21 protein-coding genes are annotated in these 20041 nt (G+C 65.4%); 6 read left to right on the top strand and 15 right to left on the bottom strand.

Annotated elements, in window-relative coordinates; genetic code table 11:
• Position 1: 1 nt before the first annotated feature.
• From BT183_RS09770 to BT183_RS09700, 15 genes are all read right to left on the bottom strand, one after another.
• Entirely contained in the window at positions 2–1378 is a 1377-nt protein-coding gene (locus BT183_RS09770; protein ID WP_072342168.1) for a site-specific DNA-methyltransferase, read from the bottom strand.
• 416 nt (positions 1379–1794) lie between these two features.
• A complete protein-coding gene (locus tag BT183_RS09765; RefSeq protein ID WP_072342165.1) occupies positions 1795–2175 on the bottom strand; it encodes a DUF6362 family protein in 381 nt (126 codons plus the stop codon).
• A complete protein-coding gene (locus BT183_RS09760; RefSeq protein WP_028720215.1) occupies positions 2168–2368 on the bottom strand; it encodes a hypothetical protein in 201 nt (66 codons plus the stop codon). The genes BT183_RS09765 and BT183_RS09760 overlap by 8 nt, the downstream gene beginning before the upstream one ends.
• Positions 2365–2904: a hypothetical protein gene (locus BT183_RS09755; RefSeq protein WP_084603429.1), complete on the bottom strand. Its 540-nt coding sequence runs from the start codon at positions 2902–2904 to the stop codon at positions 2365–2367. Before BT183_RS09755 ends, BT183_RS09760 begins: the two co-directional genes overlap by 4 nt.
• 340 nt (positions 2905–3244) lie before the next feature.
• The gene (locus tag BT183_RS09750; RefSeq protein ID WP_210185461.1) at positions 3245–5566 is read right to left on the bottom strand and encodes an AAA family ATPase; all 2322 of its coding nucleotides are present in this window, start codon (positions 5564–5566) and stop codon (positions 3245–3247) included.
• On the bottom strand, positions 5563–6333 hold the full coding sequence (locus BT183_RS09745; protein ID WP_072342161.1) for a hypothetical protein: 771 nt from the start codon (positions 6331–6333) through the stop codon (positions 5563–5565). Before BT183_RS09745 ends, BT183_RS09750 begins: the two co-directional genes overlap by 4 nt.
• Positions 6330–6740, bottom strand: a complete 411-nt coding sequence (locus tag BT183_RS20920) for a DUF6511 domain-containing protein (RefSeq protein WP_210185460.1) — start codon at positions 6738–6740, stop codon at positions 6330–6332. The genes BT183_RS09745 and BT183_RS20920 overlap by 4 nt, the downstream gene beginning before the upstream one ends.
• A 3-nt stretch (positions 6741–6743) precedes the next feature.
• Complete coding sequence (locus tag BT183_RS09735; RefSeq protein WP_072342159.1) at positions 6744–8447, bottom strand: DEAD/DEAH box helicase; 1704 nt, start codon at positions 8445–8447, stop codon at positions 6744–6746.
• A gap of 14 nt (positions 8448–8461) precedes the next feature.
• Positions 8462–9085, bottom strand: a complete 624-nt coding sequence (locus BT183_RS09730) for a hypothetical protein (protein ID WP_072342157.1) — start codon at positions 9083–9085, stop codon at positions 8462–8464.
• 101 nt (positions 9086–9186) lie between these two features.
• A complete protein-coding gene (locus BT183_RS09725; RefSeq protein ID WP_072342155.1) occupies positions 9187–10062 on the bottom strand; it encodes an ATP-binding protein in 876 nt (291 codons plus the stop codon).
• The gene (locus BT183_RS09720; RefSeq protein ID WP_072342152.1) at positions 10062–10358 is read right to left on the bottom strand and encodes a hypothetical protein; all 297 of its coding nucleotides are present in this window, start codon (positions 10356–10358) and stop codon (positions 10062–10064) included. The genes BT183_RS09725 and BT183_RS09720 overlap by 1 nt, the downstream gene beginning before the upstream one ends.
• A 38-nt stretch (positions 10359–10396) precedes the next feature.
• Entirely contained in the window at positions 10397–10591 is a 195-nt protein-coding gene (locus BT183_RS09715; protein ID WP_018303655.1) for a hypothetical protein, read from the bottom strand.
• Between the two features lie 84 nt (positions 10592–10675).
• A complete protein-coding gene (locus tag BT183_RS09710) occupies positions 10676–11398 on the bottom strand; it encodes an RNA polymerase sigma factor (RefSeq protein WP_072342148.1) in 723 nt (240 codons plus the stop codon).
• A gap of 99 nt (positions 11399–11497) precedes the next feature.
• Positions 11498–11743, bottom strand: a complete 246-nt coding sequence (locus BT183_RS20465; protein ID WP_143145748.1) for a hypothetical protein — start codon at positions 11741–11743, stop codon at positions 11498–11500.
• 90 nt (positions 11744–11833) lie between these two features.
• Complete coding sequence (locus tag BT183_RS09700; protein WP_143145747.1) at positions 11834–14038, bottom strand: hypothetical protein; 2205 nt, start codon at positions 14036–14038, stop codon at positions 11834–11836.
• Between the two features lie 592 nt (positions 14039–14630).
• On the opposite strand from BT183_RS09700, the gene BT183_RS09690 reads away from it, so the two are divergent.
• The 6 genes from BT183_RS09690 (at position 14631) to BT183_RS09670 (ending at position 20032) form a co-directional block, all read left to right on the top strand.
• Entirely contained in the window at positions 14631–15086 is a 456-nt protein-coding gene (locus BT183_RS09690) for a DUF2924 domain-containing protein (protein ID WP_072342138.1), read from the top strand.
• On the top strand, positions 15083–16408 hold the full coding sequence (locus BT183_RS09685) for a recombinase family protein (RefSeq protein WP_072342135.1): 1326 nt from the start codon (positions 15083–15085) through the stop codon (positions 16406–16408). Before BT183_RS09690 ends, BT183_RS09685 begins: the two co-directional genes overlap by 4 nt.
• Positions 16405–16788, top strand: a complete 384-nt coding sequence (locus BT183_RS09680; protein WP_072342133.1) for a hypothetical protein — start codon at positions 16405–16407, stop codon at positions 16786–16788. Before BT183_RS09685 ends, BT183_RS09680 begins: the two co-directional genes overlap by 4 nt.
• A 133-nt stretch (positions 16789–16921) precedes the next feature.
• Positions 16922–17107 (top strand): hypothetical protein, encoded by a 186-nt coding sequence (locus BT183_RS20460; protein WP_143145746.1) that lies wholly within the window; start codon positions 16922–16924, stop codon positions 17105–17107.
• Positions 17108–17119: 12 nt separating this feature from the next.
• Complete coding sequence (locus BT183_RS09675; protein ID WP_210185459.1) at positions 17120–18469, top strand: DNA cytosine methyltransferase; 1350 nt, start codon at positions 17120–17122, stop codon at positions 18467–18469.
• A 30-nt stretch (positions 18470–18499) separates the two neighbouring features.
• Positions 18500–20032 carry an ATP-binding protein gene (locus BT183_RS09670; RefSeq protein WP_072342129.1) on the top strand — a complete coding sequence of 511 codons (1533 nt, stop codon included), beginning with the start codon at positions 18500–18502 and terminating at the stop codon, positions 20030–20032.
• Positions 20033–20041: the final 9 nt, after the last annotated feature.

Genomic DNA, 20041 nt, shown 5'->3' with positions numbered 1-20041 from the left:
GTCACGCGGCGGTCTTGCGCTTTCGCGCGGGTTCGGGAGCGGCGTCCGTGTCCAGCGCGTCGGCCGGGGGGTCGGCGTCGTTGCCCAGTCGCTCGGTTCTCAAGTGCGCAAAGGTCCGACCGTCGCCGTCGAGGATTGCGTCGCGGCCCGACTCGGCCTGCCAGCGCTCCACGGCGACATCAACATAGGCCGGGCTGATCTCCATCGCGAAGACGCGGCGGCCATTGGCCTCGCCCGCCATGATCTGCGAGCCGGAGCCGGAGAACGGCTCGTAGCAGAGGCCGCCCCGCGCCACATGCTGGCGCATCGGGATCCCGAACGCGTCGAGCGGTTTCGGCGTCGGATGGTCGGGCCGCTCGTCCTTGGCGAAGGACGGCATCTCCCACGTCGAGGGCAGCGTCTGATCGGCGACCTTGGGCGGGCGGTTCGGGCGGCGCCAGCCCATGAAGCAGGGCTCGTGCTTCCAGAGGTAATGCGACCGGGTGAGCACCCCGCGGTCCTTCACCCAGATGATCTGCTGGTGGACGAAGGCCCCGGCCTTCTCCCAGCAGGCTTCCAGCATCGCCTGGCGGCGCGAAGCGTGCCAGCAGTACCAGGCCGCATCCTCGGTGATCGCCTCGGCCACGGCCGCCGAGATGAACCCGTCGTAGAGTTCGGCCCCCTGCGAACTGTCGTCCCAGGTCGTGCCGTAGGACGCCGACCAGTCCTTGTTGCGGGTCGGATGGTTCGAGCCGTCGTAGTCCACCAGATAGGGCGGGTCGGTCGCGAACAGGATCGCCCGCTCGCCATTCATCAGTCGGCGCACATCGGCGGCGCTGGTGCTGTCGCCGCACAGAAGCCTATGGTCGCCAAGGATCCACAGATCGCCCGTCCGCGAGGCGGGGTTGCGCGGCGGTTCGGGAATGGTCACAGGGGGCACAGAGCCCCCGGCGCCACCTACTTCACCGTCCCCCTCCGGCACGAAGGCCAGCAGCTTGTCCAACTCGCCATCCGAGAACCCGACCAGCGACAGGTCGAAATCCTTGGCCAGCAAATCGTTCAATTCCGCCGACAGCAGCGCCTCGTCCCAGGTGCCGAGCTCCGTCAGCTTGTTGTCCGCGATGCGGTAAGCCCGGCGCTGCGCCTCGGTCAGATGCCCGAGCACGATCACCGGTGCCTCAGTCAGCCCCAGCTGCGTCGCGGCCAGCACGCGCCCGTGGCCTGCGATCAGTTCGCCGTCGTCGCCGACGAGGCAGGGCACGGTCCAGCCGAACTCGGCCATGCTGGCGGCGATCTTGGCGACCTGGTCCGCGCCATGCGCTTTCGCGTTCTTCGCGTAAGGCTGGAGGCGCGACAGCGGCCACATCTCGATCGCGTCCGGGGCGAAGCTCAGCGTCATGGTGGGCAAGGTTCCTCGGTCGGGTGGATGCCGGTGGCTTCCGGACTCCGGATGCCGCGCCGGACTCCAGGCGGGGTCCAGCGGCCACCAGCGGTGTCCGGTCGGAAGGCCAGCGTTCATTGGTGTTTGCGCGGGGCGCGGATGGGTCCGGCTTCCGGGTGGCTTCCCAAAAATCCGGCCCTGTCACTGGCGATGTCCCGCGCTTCGCCCGCCAGCATACGATTATCGCCAGGAAGGAACCGGAAACTGCCGTGGCCTGGACCCCGACCGGACCCTCGCTGGATACCGGGGTCCAGAAGGCCCCCATCAACGCAAAGGGGAGAGCGAGCTTTCCAGCGCACTCTCCCCATCTTGCCTTCGGAATAGCACGATCATGTTGCAGATGTCGAAGGAAAAAGTGTTGCAACACATTGGAGTCACTGAGCATTCAGGCGCGCAGCGATCTTCGTCAGCGCCAGCTGCCAGCGACGCCAGGCGGTCGTGCGGTCGCACCCCAGCTCGCCGCTGATCTGCTTCCACGGCACCCGGGCCGCCCGCGACCAGACCAGCTTGCGCTCCGCTTCCTCGATCCAGAGCACCCAGTCGAAGGTCTGCTCGAGCCGGGTGATCGCGGCGGCCGAGGGCCACACCCGCATCGGCTGCGGCTCCATCGCCGCGATCTCGCGGCTGGTGCGCACGATGTCGGGCCAGGTGTTGAAGTAGCCCTGCGCCTTCACCGGCGGCAGCTTGCGCAGGGTGCGGAACGCCTCCTCGAAATGATCGGCGACGCAGTTGGCGGTCCATTCGCGATCAGCCATGGCGTGCCTCCCTGTCGGACGGGCGCGGGCCGTAGAGCTTCTCGCCGAGCTGGCGGACCAGTTCACGCTCGGGCCAGGTGAGGCGGTCGTCATCGGCCGAGACCGCTAGGACGCCCTGTTCCTGCCAGCCCTCGCGCTTGACCTGTTCGGGATCCCGGCGGCGGCCGCCGTAGCCGTGGGGATGCCATCTCATACGACACCTCCGTTCGTTTCGATCGCCCAGAGCAGGATGGCGATGGCGTCGGCCTCATTGTCGTCGGCCGGGCTGAAGCCGCGAGCGCGGACGGCGGCGACCATGGCGGCCTTGTCGGCGTTGCCCTTGCCAGCAGCGTGGCGCTTGATCGTGCCGACCGGGACGCCCTCGTAGGGCACGCCGCGCAGCTCGGCCCATGCGGTCAGCGTGGCCATGAGCCCGCCGTAGATGTGGCTCGCGTCGGTGCCCGCGTGGCGGCGGACTTCCTCGAACCAGATGGCGGCGACAGGACCGGAGAGCCGGTCGATCTCGGTCAGCCAGTTGGTGAAGCGCAGGTAGCGCATGCCGCCGCCGTCGAAGCGGCCCGGGCGCAGCGAGACGGTGCCGCTGGTGATCAGACCGTCATGGCCGCGGATCGCCCAACCGGTCGAGGTGCCGAGGTCGAGCGCGAGAATGCAGCGGTTGCGGGGAGTGTCGAGCGGCAGCGATTCAAACCTTGCGCCGTCGCAATTCGGGATCAGAGTCGGCTGAGCCATGATGGGTCTCCTTTGCCGGTGGCCTGTGGTGGTGGAAGACGACGGCGGTCTGGTGCTTGGCGGTACGGGGCCGCCGTCGTCGGATCGGAAAGCACAAGGGAGCGTCACGGCGGCGCGCGCGGCTGGCCCGGACGTATGGGAGGAGTGGCCAACCCTGTGGGGTGGCCCTCCCATACGTAGTATGGGGGTTTGACACCTAACTGTTCCGAGGCGTTCAAGTGGCTGAAATCATTGCGGAATAAGACTTCATGAAGTCTTCGGGCATGAGTCAGGGACCTAACTCTTAGTTTCCCGTAAGCCGTTGATTTCATTGAGTGCACAGTTGGCGCTGTCATATGAGTCAGGCCTCACTCATATGAGTTAGGTCGTCTTCGAGCCCCTCCGGGTAGACCCAGACGGCGGGGTTTTCGACCTGCAGGCAGAGCCCGGACTGGGGGCATTTGAAGTGGCTGGGCAGGACCGGACGGGCGCTTGTGGTGACCTCGCCGGTGTCCGGATCGACCTCCTCGACGGGCGCGCCGAACTGCATGCCCTCGACGCAGAGGTAGCCGAACCGCGATCGGGTGACGGGGAAGCCGAACCCCGAGGGGTCGCGCAGGAACTTCACGAAGCCCTTGGTCGCCAGCACGCTGAGGCGCTCACGGATCGTGTGCTTGCTGCCCAGACCGCCCCGGTTCTCGAAGGTCTCGGCGAATTGCATCGCGGTGTAGAGGCGCTCGCTCGCCGCCTCGTCCAGCAACATGCCGAGGATTACATCGTGCTTGCGCAGCCGCTCGGCATCGAGTTTGGCCCCGACCTCCTTGCGCACCAGGCGCTCGTTCAGCGGGTTCAGCTCGACCCACTCGCCCTTCACCTTGTCGATCAGCTTCCCCGGCAGCGCGGGGCCGTTCCGCAGCTCGATCTCCAACCTGCGGACACTGCTGTCCTCGTCGGGCCGGTGCATGAGCAGCCCCGAGGTGTAGAAGCCGCGCAGCGCGCTGGCGCCGGAGAGCGCGAGGAAGGGATCGTCCTTGACCTGATGCTTGGCCGCCTTGCGGGTATGGTGGGCCAGGATCACGCCTGCGTCCGGATTGACCGCTTCGCGCAGGAGCTCGACCCGGTCCTTCAGGAAGAACATCATGGCGGTGTTGTCGTTCTCGCCGCCCCCCTCGGGCCCGCCGTCGAAGAGATTGCGGATCGGGTCGATGACGATGATGTCGGGCGGCGCGTCGGGGAATGCGGCCCGGATCGCCTCGGCCACGCGGGCGACGCCCTCCGCGTCGAGCAGCAGCTTCAGTTTCGGCGTGGCGATGAAGGTGTCGCGCGCGGCGGCGATCACGGCGGCGGGCAGCGCGATCTGCTGCATGCGCTCGCGCAGATAGTGGTACTGGATCTCGGCCTGCAGGTAGAACACGCGCAGCGGCCGGGGCGGCGTGAAGCCGAGGAACGGCACGCCAGCGGCCATGTGGACGAGCCAGGAGATCAGGAAGTCGCTCTTGCCGACCTTGGGCGCGCCGCCCAGCACGAGGAGCCCGCCCGGGGTCAGCACGCGCGGCCCGATGACGTCCTCGGGCATCGGGCTCGTGTCGTCGAGGAGTGCGCCAAGGCTGAAGGTCGGCAACGGGATGGTCGGGGCATCGGCATGGGCTGCGCGCAGGAGCGGCGGGCCATTGCGCTTCACATGCAGCGCCCAGAGGCGTTCGGACTCGGCCTGCAGCCGATCAAGCGGCCAGGACGGGCGCAGCATGGCGGCGTTGTAGCCGCAGATCGCCTCCCAGCCCGCGAACGGGTCGAGGCGGCCCTCGTGCACCAGGCGCACGTAGTGGCCGATGGCGGCGCTGGCCCCCTGGAACCGGGACCAGTCGTCGACCGCGCCTTCGCGCACCGGTGTGGTGAGCACCGCGTCGATGCCGGGCTTGGCCTGCGGGGCCGAAACGTCGCTGGCGAAGCCCACGCCTGGCAGCGGCGGCATCTCGGCGACCCGTTCGGCGAAATCCGCAAGATCCACCTCAACGTCGCGATGTTCGCGGATCTGCACGAGGCGTTGATGGCCGTGCTTGTGATAGACGGTGCCTGGCACACGGATCGGCTGGTGCGCCGAGCGGAAATGCGTGTCGCCGCCGACCTTCACGGCGATCTCGCCGCGCAGGCGGCAGAGGGTGGCCAGGTCCTCACCTTCGACGGGTTCGGTCAGTTTCCACCAGACATGAAGCTTGGCCGCACCCTCGGGCGTCCTCCCACCGCTCTCGATGATCAGCGAGGGCGTGCCGAGGTGGCGGGTGACATGGTCCAGCTTGGCCGGGATGTCGCCTGCGTCGAGATCGACGACGATGGCCTGCATCTGCAGCACATCGGCGGCGCGGGCCTGGCCCTGTTCCTCGACCGTGCCGGGAATGACATAGACGGCGGCACCTTCGCGGTTCGCCCATCCGGCGAAAGTTGCGAGTTTCTCGGGCGCAGTGTCGTCGGCCGGGATCCAGATGTTGTGCGGCTTGCCGTCCCGGCCCTGACCCTTGTCGACGAAGCCGCGGAGCGGGATCAGCCCCTCGCACCAGCTGAACACGGTGTCGAGAAAGACGGCGATCTGCTCGGGGTCGGGGTCGCAACCGAACGGGTTCTCGGACGGCGGGCCGTCGTTGAAGTCCATCCACGGGTTGAAATGCAGGATGCCGTCGTCGCTCATGCCGACAGCCCCCAGCAGCGCTCGGACCACGGGCAGAAGCGGCATTCGAAGAAGTCGGGCGTGGTCGCGACGCGTGGCAGAAGCTCGCCCGCATCGGTCGCCTGCAGGATCCGCACGCCCCGGTCGGACATGCGCTGCGCGAGATCGGCGTCGAAGGGCACCAGCTCATGGTGAAGCTCGGCGGTGTCCTTGTTGATCGCGGTGAACACGGCGGGCGCGGCGCTGATACCTGGCACGCTCGCTTCCATGTAGGCCTGATAGACCGCGATCTGGGCGGCGTAGACCGGCTTGGACTTGGTCACGCCGTCCTTCACGCAAGCGCGCCAGTTCTTCGCGTTCATCGTCTTGCATTCCCAGAGCGCGGGAACGGCCAGACCGAAGCCTTCGGGCCCGGCGGCGACGATCCCGTCGACATGACCGCGGATGCGCCCGCCCGCGACCGAGAAGCCGAACTGGCCGCCATCGGGACGGTTGCCCTTCCGGGTGTAGAGGTCGAAGCCCGCGCCGCGCAGCCAGGCGACGGCCAGATCCTCGAGCGCGTGGCCGATGGCGAAAATGCGCAGCGATTGGCCGCTGAAGTCCTGGCCCTCGTCCTTCGGCGTCGCCGTGAACTCGAACTGCAGCGCCCGCTCGCAGGCATGGCCGAGGCGCGAGCCGCCGAGATAGTCGCGGGGCGGCCGCGTGGCCTGATCGGCGGTGAGCGCCCGATCGACGGCGGCGTTGACCCGGTCGGCGAAGCTGGGGCGATGATTGTAGTCGAGGGTCAAAACGGCACCTCCGGCGTCTGCGCCCGGGCGACGTCGGACATGGCCTCGCGGAAGCCCTCGACGGCTTCCTCGATCAGCGCGCGCACGTGCGCCTCGGTGAGTTCGGCAAGCGGGGTGGCCCAGCCGATCTCGTCCATCAGCAGCGCGACGCGCTTCATGGTGGCGGTGATCGCGGCGCGCTCCTCCTCGGTCAGGTCAACCATGGCGAAACGCTCCCGCGCCAAGCGCGTCCAGAAGGACTGGCAGGGCATCGAGCAGAACCAGACCGATGGCCGGGGCCGCTTCGAACGGTGCGGATCGAACCAGCCAAAACCACGGGTGGGTTGCCGGCAGACAGCACAGAGCGTCCCACGCGGATGCCAGAGCCGCCGCCGGTCCTCGGCGGTGATGGGGGTGGATGTGGGCATGGGTCATGCCGCCCTCCGTTCGGGAGAGGCCGCCGTGTCGATCAGCTGGCGGATGGCGCGCTTGTTGAAGCCGAAGGTCATCAGCGCCGAGGCGCGGTAGCGCGTCAGGCCGAAGTCGTGGCGGCACTCGGGCGGCAGGTACTGCAGCTGCTTCTCGGCTGGCGGCTGGCGGAGCCAGGAACGGGTCTTGAAGGCGCTCTCGTCGGTCTCGTGCGTGTTCAGCCAGTCGTCGGCCTGCGCGAGGCAGACCGTGCGCTCGCCCACGCCGAGCAGATGCGGGCGTTCGCCCTTCGCCCCGCCGATGGCGTACCAGACCCCGTCCAGCCAGAAGATGCCGCCCCAGGCTGCGAAGCCCGTGGCCATCAGCGCGTCGTCCGTGCCGTAGAGGTCGACCCACGCGAAGCTGGACCGCTTCAGCAGGTCGATCTCGGTCATCATGAAGCCAGAGAGCGGCGCGGCGGCCCCGCCTTCGCCTGCATCCAGATCCTCGCGCGGGAACGCCTCACCGCAGAGCGGGCACTCGGTGGCGGCCAGCGGGATCTCCGCCTCGCAAGCAGGACATGTCTTCGTCGGCGCCTCGCCGGTTTCGGTCTTGCCGTCGAGATCGACATCCTGTTCCAGCGTGCCGTGGATCAGGCTCGAGGTGCCGAAATCCAGCACGATGCAGTCGGTCTTGACGATGCCGGGATGTTCCTCGGGATCGACGGTGCGCAGCCCGCGCCCGACCATCTGGATCATCGTGGACTTGTAGGAGCTGGGGCGCAGCAGCACGACGCAGGAGGTGGGCGGGTGGTCCCAGCCCTCGGTCAGCACCGCCACGTTGACGACGACGCGGATGTCCCCCGTGGCGTAGTCGGCGAGGATCGCCTTGCGGGTCTCGGCCGCCAGATCGCCGTGGATCAGCGCAGCGGAAACGCCCGCCGCCCTGAAGGCGTCGGTGACGTGTTCGGCATGCGCGACGGTGGAGCAGAACACCACGGTCTGCCGGTCGCCCGCCTTTTCCTTCCAATGGCGGATCACCTCGTCGGTGACAGGGGCGCGGTCCATGATGCCCGCCACCTCCGCCATGTCAAAATCCGACATGGTCTTGCGGACCGAGCGCAGCTCGTCCTGCACACCCACGTCGATGACGAAGGTGCGCGGCGGAACGAGATGGCCCGAGGCGATCAGCTCGCCCAGCCGCACCTGGTCGGCGACATTGTCGAAGACCTCGCGCAGGCCCTTCCTGTCGCCCCGGTTCGGCGTCGCCGTGACCCCGAAGATGCGGGCGTCGGGATTGGCCTCGCGCACCCGGTCGATGATGCGGCGGTAGCTGTCGGCCACCGCATGGTGCGCCTCGTCGACGACCAGCAGGTCGAGGCGCGGCATGTCGGCGAGGCTCATAGCCCGCGCCAGCGTCGGAACCATCGCAAAGGCGACCTGGCCGTTCCAGGATTTCTCAGTGGCGTCGATCACCGAGGTAGCGACGCCCGGCACCACGCGCTGGAACTTGGCGCGGTTCTGCGCGGTCAGCTCGTCGCGATGCGCCAGCACGCAGGCCTTGGCGCCCGTATTCTTTGAGAGGGGGCCGATCATCTCGCCGGTAACCGCCGAGAGCATGATGGTCTTGCCCGCGCCGGTGGGCGCCACGCCCAGCGTGTTGCCGCGGGAAGCGAGCGCAGCCACGCTGCGCTCGACGAAGGTCTTCTGGCGGGGGCGCAGGCGCATGGCCGGTCTCCCCCTTACTGCGCCCAGCTCGGCCGACCCGCGGTGCCGGGGGCGGACGCGGGCTGACTAGGCTGGGTGGCCGTGGTGGGCTGCTGCGGGGCGTGGCCCTGCGCCGGGGCGGCGGTGAACTGCGGCGCGATCGTGCCCATCAGCGCGGGGTAGTCGCGATGTTCGGGGGTGACTGCAGCGCGGATCTCGTTCTTGTCCTCGCCGTTGGTGTCGGTGCCGATGTCGATGCGGGCGATGAACTCGACGCCGTCGAGATCACCGAACCCGTTGATGCGGCGGCGCGCCTGCGCCTCGGGCGAGTTGTCCTTGTCGGACACGCCGCGCGCGGAGTTGAGGATGCCGCGGATCAGGCCGCGCCCCATGTTCGCCCAGTCCGGGCCCTTTGGGCTGTAGAGGCCGATCAGCGACCAGACCTTGCGGCGGGCATAGGGCCCTTCGACGACGGTGTATTCGGCGTCGAGATAGACGGCGCCGGTGGCGGCGCGGCGCGCCCAGCCGCCGGTCCAGCCCTGCGAGGGGTCATCGAAGCCGCCGGGGCGCAGGGTCAGGCGCACCTTGGCGAGCGTGCCCTTGGGGATGACGTTGGTGTTGGATTGGGCGGAGTTGAAGTCGTTCCAGGGTCCGGACATTGCGCGGCTCCTTTCAGTTGGAGGATGGGACGCGCAGCGGCGTCAGTGGGGAAAAGCCACCCCGGCGACCGGATCGGGACACGGGGCGTGGCGAGAGGCGCTCAGCCATGGCCGGGCTCCTGCGCGGGCGCGGGATCGGCCGGGGTCACCGGCGGCCAGGTCAGGCGTTCGGCGGCAGGCGCTGCGGGACGCTGGATCTTCTCCATCAGCCGTCCGAGATGCGGGGCCTCGACCATGTCGAGGCGGCCCGAGCGGTCCTTTGCCGGAAAGCCCCAAGGGTTCAGCGTCTGGCAGACGAAGGCGCGCTGCGGCTGGCCGTTGGCATCGGCGATGTCGGCCATGGTGATGACCTGATCCACGATGCCCGGCAGTTCGAGCCCGGTCTTCGAGCCGTCGATCTGCGGCTGGAAGACCTTGCGATTGAAGTCGTCGAGCCGCTCGTCGAGGATTCCTACGAACCAGACATGCTTTCCGCGCGTGTGCTGCAGGTGGGTCAGCCAGCCGATCATCTCGCGGCCGTGCAGCCCGTAGGCGCCGCGGATGTCAGGCTTGCCGGTTTTCTCGGAGAACGCTTCGGGCTGGCCGCGGCACCACTGGAAACAGAGCCGCCCGGCCACGGTGATCGAGTCGATGAAGACGGTCTCGTACTTCTCGATCACCGTCGGATCGCCGTAGCGCCCGCAGACCTCGTCGAAATGCGCCTGGCTGTAGGGCTGGTCCTCGCGCAGCGCCGGGTTCGGGCCGCCGATGAACACCGCGAAATCGCGGCATTCCCTCCAGGTGCGCGGCCGGAGCGTGTCGATCTCCAGCCCCTCGACCGCCAGATCCCCGGCTTCGAGGTCGAGGAAGAGCGTGGTCGAGGCGTTCAGCGTCCAGAGCAGGCTGGTCTTGCCGATGCCGGACCGGCCGAAGATGACGCCCTTGATGCCCTTGCGTTGCGCGAGCCGTTCGTCGGCGCCGATGATGGGAAGGGCCATCACTGGCCCTCCTTCTTCATCACTGCAGCGGCGGCGCGATCTGCGCCGATGCACCCGGCCTCGCGGGCGAGCTTGTAGAGCCGCTTCAGCGCATCGGCGCGGCGGTAGGCCACCGTGCTCTCACGCTCCGCCTCTACGATCGCGAAGGCGATCTCGTCGACGCTGGCCTCCACGACCGGCAGCGGCTCGCGCGGCTCGTCACCGGGGCGCTGTGGGAGGGAGATGGTCTCCGGGAGGTCTTCGAGGGCGTAGCTCGCCTTGCGAAGACGGGTGATGTCGTCCGGCTGGTCCGGCATGGCTTTTCTCCGTGAGATGAGGTGATCGAGGAGGCCCATCACGCGGCCTCGCGGACGTCGGGCGCGGGCTCGGCGACGTAGATCGCCAGCAACGGCGTCCCGTCGGCATGGGCGCCGGCGTCCTCAATCTGATAGTTGCGGTTGGGCTCGCAGACCTCGGTCAGCTCCCAGCGGCGATAGAGCCCCGGAAGACGCCTGAAATCCTCGAGCGACAGATCGGCAGTGCGGTTCATGCGTGTCTGCTTTCGGTTGGAGGGAAGGCGCTCGGGGCGCTCGAATGGGAAAAGCCACCGGCGGGACCGGATCGGGACATCGGTTCAGGGGATTTCCTCGAGGGCGGCGTGCAGCCGGCGCATGGCGCGCTGGTACCGCTTGCGGGCGGCGGCCTCGGTCAGGCCCAGCTCGACGGCGACCTCGGCTTGCGAGAAACCTTCGATGGCCACGCGGATCACGAGAAGGGCGTCATCGCCGAGCAGCTTCCGCACGGCGCCGTTCAGTCGCGCGTACCCGGCCGCGCCGATCCCGCTGTCACCGCTGTCCGCCACCTCGTCGGGATCGGCGCTGCTGGCGAGATGCTCGCGCGCCGTGTCGCGCTGGCGCACGCGGATCATGTCGCGCTCGACGTTGCGCAGCACCGTGGCCGCGATCCAATTGACGCGCCTGAGATCGAGGCTGCGGACTGCCTCGGTGGTGCGCGCCAGCACGTCGGACGCGACCTCGTCGGCGGTGCCGAGCCTGCGCCAGAGCGACCGGCGCCGGATGGCGTCGAGGCCGGGCCAGAGCGCGAGCAACAGCATCGTCAGCGCGCAGTCGGACGCGGGCCCGTCGCCCTGCGCCGCCCCTACCAGCGCGGCGAGGATCAGGTTTTTCCGGGCGGGATCGCCGGGGGTGCGATGCAGCCTGTCCAGCAGGGCCGCCGGATCCCGGAACGGTGTGAGGGCAGCCTGCGCACGCCGGATGGCGTCGAAACTGCGTTGGAAGTGAAGCTTGGAAGATGAATCCGTAAGGTGATCGCGGATCGCGTGCCACGCGATGGACATTGGACGCCTGCCTTGCGGCCAGGCGTCCGGCGCCTTCTCGTGGCCAGGTCAGGACGTCGCGCGTCTCTGCGATTTCAGGGGGTTGGGTGAATGCGCGCGTCAGCGCGCGGGTGCGGTCGCGTTGTTGAGCGTGCCGCAGCCGCGGCAGGTGGCCTGCACCGGGAAGCCCACGAGATACTCGTGCCCCCGCGCGAAGCGCAGGTGCATGCGGCCGTCCCGGCAGACGCCGAGCAGCTTGTCACAGCGCGTGCAGCGCCATTCCGAGTTCGATGTGGGGGGCTTGGTCGTCGCGGCGCCGGACCAGCTCGTCGAGACTGCCTGGCGCTGGGAGAAGGGAGTCGGCATGGAATGCTCCTCTGATGTGGAGCACTCCCATTGGCCGGAGGAATAGGAGCTAGTCAGACCCCCCAATCGGAGCCGGATCGGAGCCGGCTGTCAGATTGCGATCTCCCAGGTCCCTTTGCCGGGGCTTCGCAGGAAGTCGGCCTTCAGCTTGTTCCAGAGCGGCTGCTTGAAGATGTTCGACAGGGATTGGTCCTCGGCGATCCCTCTGACGAGGTCTTCTGTTGCCATAGGCATCGGGCCTGCGTTGTGGGCGTCGACCAGTCGCTGGATGATCCCGATGCGGTTCTCCCCCTTGATGTCGATGGTGCCTTTCCCCGGAACGAAGAGGGTGGCGAAGTTTTCTCCGGACAGCGTCAGGTCGACGGTCTGGCCGCCGCGGGCCAGTATCCGATGGCGTCGGAACACGGATCGGAGCTTGTCTGCGACCAACGAGATTTCGGCTTGATTGGTGTCGATCTGATCGACAAGCGGCGTCAGAACGTTGGCCGCCAGGCACGGCCCGAGAGCGTTGCCGGCCTGAAGGACGAGCCCGAGACCGAGGTTATGGCGCGCCCGAAGCTCCGTATCGACGGCCGACCGCACCTTCTCCCGGTCGAGACCGCGCGCGAGGTAGATCGGAACGTCCCCGCCATCGACGTGGAGCGTTCCGAGGTAGAGGAGATGATCGGTCAGCTTCTCGATGGCAGGTGCATCGAGCACTTTTTCAAGACGTGCCTTCAGGTGTTGTGCGACCCAGCCGTCGCGCACCCGATATATCCTGTAGCGATCCGGGTTGCCCGCAGGCGTCACCTGTCCCTCGGCGACCTTGAGATCGGCCACCTTGCGGTCGCCATCCTCCGCATCTCCGTTATCGACCCGAACGACCACTTCGGCCGCGACCGGACCGACCTCGTCTTCATCGTCGATCAGATCGTCGCCTTCCCAGCCGGCGGGCACGAGAAAGCCCAGATCGTTCAGGAGGCCAGGATCGACACCGCGAGATTGGAGCCATGCGCCGGTGACCCTGTCAGCTCCGATATCCCATATGGCCAGCAAGGCGGGCATGACAGCCATGCTCTCCTCATCGCCCGGTGCACGGCCATCACGGAGGATGTTCCAGTGTCTGAGCAAGCGATGCCCCAGAACGCGCTCGAAAGGGTCGTCGATGCTGAGAAGGCTGCTCGTGTTGCGGTCGGTGAGCGTGAAGTTGAGGGTTTGCGCCTCATCTCGTCCCGCGCGGAAATACCGGACCGCAATCTCGACGAAGCGGATTGCGAGCGCCCGCTCGAAGATCCTCGGAAGGCCCGGATGGCTGTCGATGATCTCTGAGATGTCCTGGTCGATCGTGGTGGAAAGCGAGAGGCGGTTGGCGAGATTGCCGATGCTGATGTCAGCGCGGATCACCTGCGCGCGGTCGATCACCACGTCGTCAAGTTCCGGCGGTTCAAGATCGAGCCCCTGCAGGAACTGCGAAATGTCGTAGGCCTGAAAGTCGACGGGCTGGTTGGAGTAGGTCTGATCGAGAGCGGTCTCGATGAATCGTTCGGCGACCGTGTGCCTCAGCTTTCGGTTGCCGGCGCGGACATGCACCCGCCCGGTCGACGGCGTGTAGACGATCATCGCTTCTCCGGGCGGGCGGAAATAGATGCTCGACCGATTGCCATCGTCATCGATCTCCCTAACGCTCGTGGGGGGATCGGGATGGAACAGCAGGTACATCTCCGCCGCGGGTTCATCGCCGTCCTCGGGGATGTCGAACTTGTCGATGCTGTAGCCGTCGCCGCGATCGAGACGCTTGTTGAGGTCGACCAGAAGCTCTTCGAGCAATGCGCTGCCGGCGTCCGGGCCCCCGTCGACCGAAGGCTCAGCCATGAAGGTCTGGTAGTGCTTGTCATAGCGCCGGTAGAGACGCAGGTGCAGGCTGTTCTCCGCCGCTTCAAACAAGCCATGCTCGTTGGCGAAAGCCCAAAGGCTACGCGCGAGCTTGTCCCGCCGGTTTCGAAGTTCCTTGGCGCGGTCGGGTTCGAGCGTGGTAGCGGCGAGACCTTGGAGGACGTACTCGCCGCGGTCGCTCGCGATTGTGACGATCCGGGCTGCTTCAGCCTCGAGCGGGCCCAGCCGGTCCTTCTTTTGCTGCGGCAGCATATTTCTGGCAACTGTCGGACCGTCCGGATTGTCGGGGTCGAACTGGTAAGTGGCGAGCCAGCTCAACCTCTCGAAAGCCTTGCTCTTAAGGAATCCGGACAACAGTTCCGGCTCTGCATCGTCGAATAGCCGAGAAAGATTGGGGCAGGTTCTGGCCGGGACGCGTACCATCGAAGTCTCCGAGAATTCTGACTGCGCTATTGATGGCGATCGAGGCGCCGTGCTCGGAGCTTGATACTGCGACGTCCTCTCCGGAGACCCGGGCCAACATGGCCTTCTCGCCGGATAAAAACGTCCGCTGAGGCAAGATCCACGCGCGCATCCTCGATCTGCTCCAGGACATGGGGGCCGATCGGAGTTGCTTTGCGCGCCATGAACTTACCTCAATGAACTACTGCTCTCGACTGATTCAACTCGCGATTGTCGCGGACGAATCGGTGATCGGCAAGTCCTGACGTTCTCTACCTGTTCGCAGCCGTGAATCCTGTCGGGTGAGATGTCCCATCACGGAAGGTGTGGTGGCTTTTGATCGGTAAGGACAACACCGATCACGGCCACGAGACATGAAACGCCCCAATCCGCTCCCGCCCGACCAGATGACGCCGGCAGAGCGCCGCACTGAGCTGTGCGGCCTGCTGGCGCTCGGGCTGGTTCGGCTGCGGATGCGCGAGGGGAACGAAGTATCTGACGATAGTGGAGAACGTTGCCTACACTATCCGCCCGACCAATGCCGTCATGCAACTCCAACTCGCCGGAGAAATGCATGAACACGCCCGATCCCATCCCAGCGCGCCTGGCCGCGCTCAAGACCACACCGACGCCCGACCTGAAGCAACAGTGGCGCGACCTGTTCGACAGCGAGCCGCCGCCGTTCAACCGCCGCTATCTCGAAAGCCGCATCGCCTATCGCATCCAGGAACTCGCCTATGGCGGGCTGAAACCGGAGACGATCCGGCGCCTTGAGCGGCTGGGCGAGGAACTGGACGGCGGGGACCGATCCAAGCGCAGCATCCGCCTCGACCGTGACCGCCCGATCACTGGCACGCGCCTCCTGCGCGAGTGGCAGGGCGTTGAACAGGTCGTCACCGTCACCGCCGACGGCTTCGAATGGCAGGGGCGGCCCTACAGGTCGCTGTCCGCCATCGCGCGGGCCATCACCGGCACGCGGTGGAACGGATGGGTATTCTTCGGCCTCAAGAACCACAGGGGGCGGACATGACGAAGCCGCCCGACAAATTGAAGATCGTCCGCAAGCTGCGGTGCGCCATCTACACTCGAAAATCTTCCGAGGAAGGGCTGGAGCAGGAATTCAACAGCCTCCACGCCCAGCGCGAAGCCTGCGAGGCGTACATCGCCAGCCAGCGCTCCGAGGGCTGGGTGTTGGTCCGCGATCAGTATGACGATGGTGGCATCTCGGGCGGCACCCTGGAACGCCCCGGCCTGAAGCGGCTGCTGGAGGATATCGAGGACGGGCTGGTCGACGTGGTCGTGGTCTACAAGATCGACCGTCTCAGTCGCTCGCTCGCCGACTTCGCCAAGCTGGTCGAGGTGTTCGACCGGAACGCCGTGACCTTCGTCTCGGTCACGCAATCGTTCAACACGACAACCTCCATGGGGCGGCTGACGCTGAACATCCTACTGTCCTTCGCCCAGTTCGAGAGGGAGGTCACGGCCGAGCGCATCCGCGACAAGGTCGCCGCGAGCCGGAAGAAGGGCATGTGGATGGGCGGCGTGCCGCCCTACGGCTATCGGGTCGAAAACCGGAAGCTCGTCGTCGACGACGAGCACGCCGAGCATGTCCGCTGGATCTTCGCGCGCTTCCTCGAGATCGGGTCCTGCACGGAACTGGCGCGAGAAGTCGGCGCACGCGGCATCCGCACCCCGCGCGGGAACATGATCGACAAGAAATACATCTACCGAATGCTCAGTAACCGCGCGTACATCGGCGAGGCGGTCCACAAGGGCGAAAGCCATCCCGGCGAGCACGATGCTATCATCGACCGCGAGACGTGGGACCGCGTTCACGCCATCCTGCAGGAGAGCCCCCGGAAGCGCGCCGCCCGCACACGCGCCGACACGCCCGCGCTGCTGAAGGGGCTACTTTTCGGGCCCGATGGCGCCGCGTTCTCACCGACGCATACGCGCAAGGGCGACAGGCTCTACCGTTATTATGTCAGCCAGACCGTGCTGAAGCACGGTGCCGGGTCGTGCCCGGTGGGTCGTGTCCCCGCGGGCGAGATCGAGGCCGCCGTCATTGACCAGCTCCGCGCCGTGTTCCGCCAGCCGGAGATCGTTGCGGGGACGTGGAAGGCGGCGCGCGTCCATGCTGACGACATCACCGAGCCCGACGCGCGTGCGGCTCTGCAGCAGTTCGATCCGCTTTGGGACGAGCTTTTCTCCGCCGAGCAGGCGCGCATCGTGACGCTGCTGGTCGACCGCGTGGACATCGGCACGGATGGACTCAACGTCCGGCTCCGTATGGATGGGCTCGGCGGTCTCACGCGCGAGATGCTGGCTGGATACATGGGAGCGGCTGCATGACCCGCGGCACGCCGATCCCGGAAACCATGACGCTCCACGTTCCGTTTCGCATCGTGAAACGCGGCGGGCGGAAGGAGATGCAGACGCCAGACAGTGCCACCCAACGCCGCCGAACAAACAGTACCCTCGTCAAGGCCCTGGCGCGCGCTTTCCGGTGGAAGCGCCTGCTAGAATCGGCCGAGTTCGCCACAATCGCCGAACTGGCCGAGCGCGAGGGCATCGCATCCTCATACATGACGCGCGTCCTGCGCCTGACGCTGCTCGCGCCGGACATCGTCCAGGCGATCTTGGACGGCACGCAGGGTCCGGAGGTGACGCTGGTGCGGGTGTTCGAGCCGTTCCCAGTTGAGTGGCCCGAACAAAGGAAACACCTTCTGTGAGGGAAGAACTCAGTTCGGCTGCAGGGTGTCGCCCTGCGCGCAGGAGCGTTTCAGATGAGAAGCGCTGGCAGAGGGAGAATCAGATATCGACAAGCCGACCTACTTGGTGCACTCTGGTGCAAAAGGGTGCGTGATGAGCAGGACCGATAAGAAGAGACGCTTTTCGATCTCGCTCGAGGTGGATGACTACGATGCATTGCGCGCATTGGCTGAGGGTCACCGCCCGCCACTTTCATTGCAATACGTAGTGAATGTTGCCGTCAAAGATTTGCTTGAAAAGCACGCTGCGCGTCAACTCACTCTTCCCTTGGACAAATAGGACATGGGAAATTTGAGATTCGCAGATCTGTTTGCAGGTTTGGGTGGGTTCCATCAAGCTCTTGAAGGGCTCGGGCACACATGCGTGTTTGCCTCTGAGCTCAACAGTGGGCTCGCCGACCTTTACGAGAAGAACTTCGGCATTCGTCCTCATGGCGACATCCGCGAAGCGATTGGGGATGTGCCGCCCCACGACATTCTATGCGCTGGATTTCCGTGTCAGCCGTTTTCGAAGGCAGGCGATCAACTAGGTTTCGATTGTCCGCAATGGGGCGACTTGTTCAACTATGTCCTAGAGATTCTCGACACGCACAAGCCTGCCTATTTGCTTATCGAGAACGTGCCTAACCTTTTGCGGCACGATGGAGGTAAGACATGGGAAAAAATCAAGGCACGACTTGAGGAATTGGGGTACGAGGTCGACAAGAAAAGGCTCTCGCCCTTCATGTTTGGTGTGCCGCAAGTGCGAGAACGCGCAATAATCGTTGGAGCAAGGGCAGGCTTAGGCCATTTTTCTTGGCCTGAGCCGACTCACCAACTTGATCAAGTCACAATCCGGAGCGTCCTTGACGAGAATCCGAAGGAAGCACGGCCACTAGGTCCTCGATTTATTGAGTACCTGGAGACTTGGCAGGCGCTCATCGACGCGCTGCCGAAAGACGCCCACCTGCCTTCCTTCCCAATATGGGCGATGGAGTTCGGCGCAACTTATCCCTATGATGACCGGACCCCGCACGCGATCGGCTTCGATCACATTACAGCCTTCAATGGTGCGCTGGGGCGATCTCTCAAGGGCATGAACGGCGAAGAGGTAAAAAAGACTCTTCCTGCGTATGCAGTAGATGAGGTCGCCAGCTTTCCAGACTGGAAAAAGAATTTCATTCGGCAAAACCGTGAGTTCTATATCCAGCACAAAGCCGTGATTGATCGTTGGCTTCCAAGTATAACAGATTTCGCTCCGAGCTTCCAAAAGCTTGAGTGGAACTGGAAGGGCGGTCCACGCGATCTTTGGCAAGCAGTCATTCAGTTTCGAGCATCCGGGATTAGGGCAAAGCGACCGACCGCAGCACCGTCGCTCGTCGCACTCACAACAAGTCAGGTACCGGTGATTCCTTGGGAGCGCCGTTACATGACGATGCGTGAATGCGCACGGCTCCAGAGCATGGGACAGTTGAAGCATCTCCCGGAGAACCAGACTGCCGCGCACAAGGCGCTTGGCAACGCAGTGAATGTCGAAGTCATCGCGGCTGTTGCTGCTGCTTTGCTCCCTAGGCCAGAGTTCTGCAACGAACCGCAGACTCCTCCTTTAGCGCGGATTGCTAGGGATGGGAGAAATGCTCAGGAGCTCATACCGGCGGCCTAAGAGTCTGCTTTTTTAGAGAGGGGCCGCCAATTGCCGGTTACTACAGTCGATATTCGCCCCGGTGTGAGCGTACTCGCGGTCCTGCGTTACCTGAACTACAAGCCGTGGTTTGCGCTGGCCGAGTTTGTTGACAATGCCATCCAGAGCTACCTCTCGAATCGCGAAGCACTTTCAAATGCTGACGGCGGCTTGCGACGCGTGCGGGTTTCCATCGAGATAGATTCCACTCCGCCCGGCCGGATCACCATCCGGGACAACGCCGCGGGCATTGCCGGATCGGAGTTTCCGCGAGCATTCCGTCCCGCCGTTGTGCCGCTGGATGCGTCCGGCCTAAGCGAGTTCGGCATGGGGATGAAGAGTGCGGCATGCTGGTTCTCCAGCCACTGGCGCGTGCGGACGAAGGCGGTCGGTGAAACCGTTGAGCGCACTGTCAGGTTCGACATCGAGCGCATCGTCAACGACGACATTGAGGAACTCGACATTCACGAAGCGCCCGCCACGCAGGATGCCCACTACACCGAGATTGTGCTGGAGGGCCTTCACCATATCCCGGTAGGAAGAACCATTGGCAAGATCCGGGAGCACCTGACCGACATCTACCGCGTCTTCGTCAGGAATGGGACACTCGACCTCCACTTCAATGGCGAGCCACTAGTATACGAGCCACCGAACATCCTTGTTGCGCCCTATGCTCGCGAGGAAGGCGGTAAGCCGAGAACCTGGAAGAAAGAGATCTCTTTCGACCTCGGGCAGGGCCAAACGGTTAAGGGTTTCGCCGCGCTCCGTGATCCCGGTAATCATTCCCGAACAGGCTTCGCTCTGTTCCGGCGCGGCAGGCTAATCCAGGGAAGCGGTGAAGAAGGCTACCGTCCTCAGTTCATTTTCCAGCTCCCCGGGAGTTACCGCTTCCTGCGCCTCTTCGGGGAATTGGAACTAGATGGATTCGAGGTTAGCCACACCAAGGATGGGTTTCGCTGGAACGACGAGGACGAGCAGCCATTCCTGGAACTGCTCCGCGAGCACCTCGACAGCGAAGACTTGCCGCTGCTTAGGCAGGCTGATGCCTTCCGAGCACTAGCAACAAAACGCGATCGCGCCGCCGCCGCCAGCAGGGCATTGGAGCGGACCACGAAACTAATCGAGGACTCGATCACGGATGTGCTGCCGCGGGTCGCCGACGCCGTGCCGGTCGAAACCCAGGAGGCGCCTTTGGCGCCGCAGCCGACGCTTGCGCGGCGCGAGTTGACGGTAGAGTTCCGCGGACAAACTTGGATCATTTGCATCGAGCTTTCAGATGATCCCGCAGAGGGCGATTGGCTTACGGTGAGCGACGGGCAGGCCAACGAGGACGGGGCGGAAAGGCTGGAGATCCGTATCGCCATGACGCACCCGTTCATGGTGCTCTTCGCGCAGACCGACCCAGATAACATCGAAGCACTGATCCGCGTTGGCTCCGCGATCGCGATTTCGGAGAAATTAGCCCGCCGAGCTGGCGTAAAGCTGGCCGGCACCATCCGGCGCAACGTCAACGAAATCCTACGAGAGGCTCTGTCGCGCGCATGACACAAGATA

The organism is Devosia enhydra, from assembly GCF_900119845.1.
In the GTDB taxonomy this organism is placed as follows: Bacteria; Pseudomonadota; Alphaproteobacteria; order Rhizobiales; family Devosiaceae; genus FPKU01.
Note: the sequence above shows the minus strand (reverse complement) of the source record. Positions and strands in the feature narration are given on the sequence as shown.

What these genes read in the sequence shown, in the direction of transcription:
- BT183_RS09770 (WP_072342168.1), bottom strand. Translation starts at nt 1,378, where the DNA reads ATGACGCTGAGCTTCGCCCCGGACGCGATCGAGATGTGGCCGCTGTCG.
- BT183_RS09765 (WP_072342165.1), bottom strand. Translation starts at nt 2,175, where the DNA reads ATGGCTGATCGCGAATGGACCGCCAACTGCGTCGCCGATCATTTCGAG.
- BT183_RS09760 (WP_028720215.1), bottom strand. Translation starts at nt 2,368, where the DNA reads ATGAGATGGCATCCCCACGGCTACGGCGGCCGCCGCCGGGATCCCGAA.
- BT183_RS09755 (WP_084603429.1), bottom strand. Translation starts at nt 2,904, where the DNA reads ATGGCTCAGCCGACTCTGATCCCGAATTGCGACGGCGCAAGGTTTGAA.
- BT183_RS09750 (WP_210185461.1), bottom strand. Translation starts at nt 5,566, where the DNA reads ATGAGCGACGACGGCATCCTGCATTTCAACCCGTGGATGGACTTCAAC.
- BT183_RS20920 (WP_210185460.1), bottom strand. Translation starts at nt 6,740, where the DNA reads ATGCCCACATCCACCCCCATCACCGCCGAGGACCGGCGGCGGCTCTGG.
- BT183_RS09735 (WP_072342159.1), bottom strand. Translation starts at nt 8,447, where the DNA reads ATGCGCCTGCGCCCCCGCCAGAAGACCTTCGTCGAGCGCAGCGTGGCT.
- BT183_RS09730 (WP_072342157.1), bottom strand. Translation starts at nt 9,085, where the DNA reads ATGTCCGGACCCTGGAACGACTTCAACTCCGCCCAATCCAACACCAAC.
- BT183_RS09725 (WP_072342155.1), bottom strand. Translation starts at nt 10,062, where the DNA reads ATGGCCCTTCCCATCATCGGCGCCGACGAACGGCTCGCGCAACGCAAG.
- BT183_RS09720 (WP_072342152.1), bottom strand. Translation starts at nt 10,358, where the DNA reads ATGCCGGACCAGCCGGACGACATCACCCGTCTTCGCAAGGCGAGCTAC.
- BT183_RS09715 (WP_018303655.1), bottom strand. Translation starts at nt 10,591, where the DNA reads ATGAACCGCACTGCCGATCTGTCGCTCGAGGATTTCAGGCGTCTTCCG.
- BT183_RS09710 (WP_072342148.1), bottom strand. Translation starts at nt 11,398, where the DNA reads ATGTCCATCGCGTGGCACGCGATCCGCGATCACCTTACGGATTCATCT.
- BT183_RS20465 (WP_143145748.1), bottom strand. Translation starts at nt 11,743, where the DNA reads ATGCCGACTCCCTTCTCCCAGCGCCAGGCAGTCTCGACGAGCTGGTCC.
- BT183_RS09700 (WP_143145747.1), bottom strand. Translation starts at nt 14,038, where the DNA reads ATGGTACGCGTCCCGGCCAGAACCTGCCCCAATCTTTCTCGGCTATTC.
- BT183_RS09690 (WP_072342138.1), top strand. Translation starts at nt 14,631, where the DNA reads ATGAACACGCCCGATCCCATCCCAGCGCGCCTGGCCGCGCTCAAGACC.
- BT183_RS09685 (WP_072342135.1), top strand. Translation starts at nt 15,083, where the DNA reads ATGACGAAGCCGCCCGACAAATTGAAGATCGTCCGCAAGCTGCGGTGC.
- BT183_RS09680 (WP_072342133.1), top strand. Translation starts at nt 16,405, where the DNA reads ATGACCCGCGGCACGCCGATCCCGGAAACCATGACGCTCCACGTTCCG.
- BT183_RS20460 (WP_143145746.1), top strand. Translation starts at nt 16,922, where the DNA reads ATGAGCAGGACCGATAAGAAGAGACGCTTTTCGATCTCGCTCGAGGTG.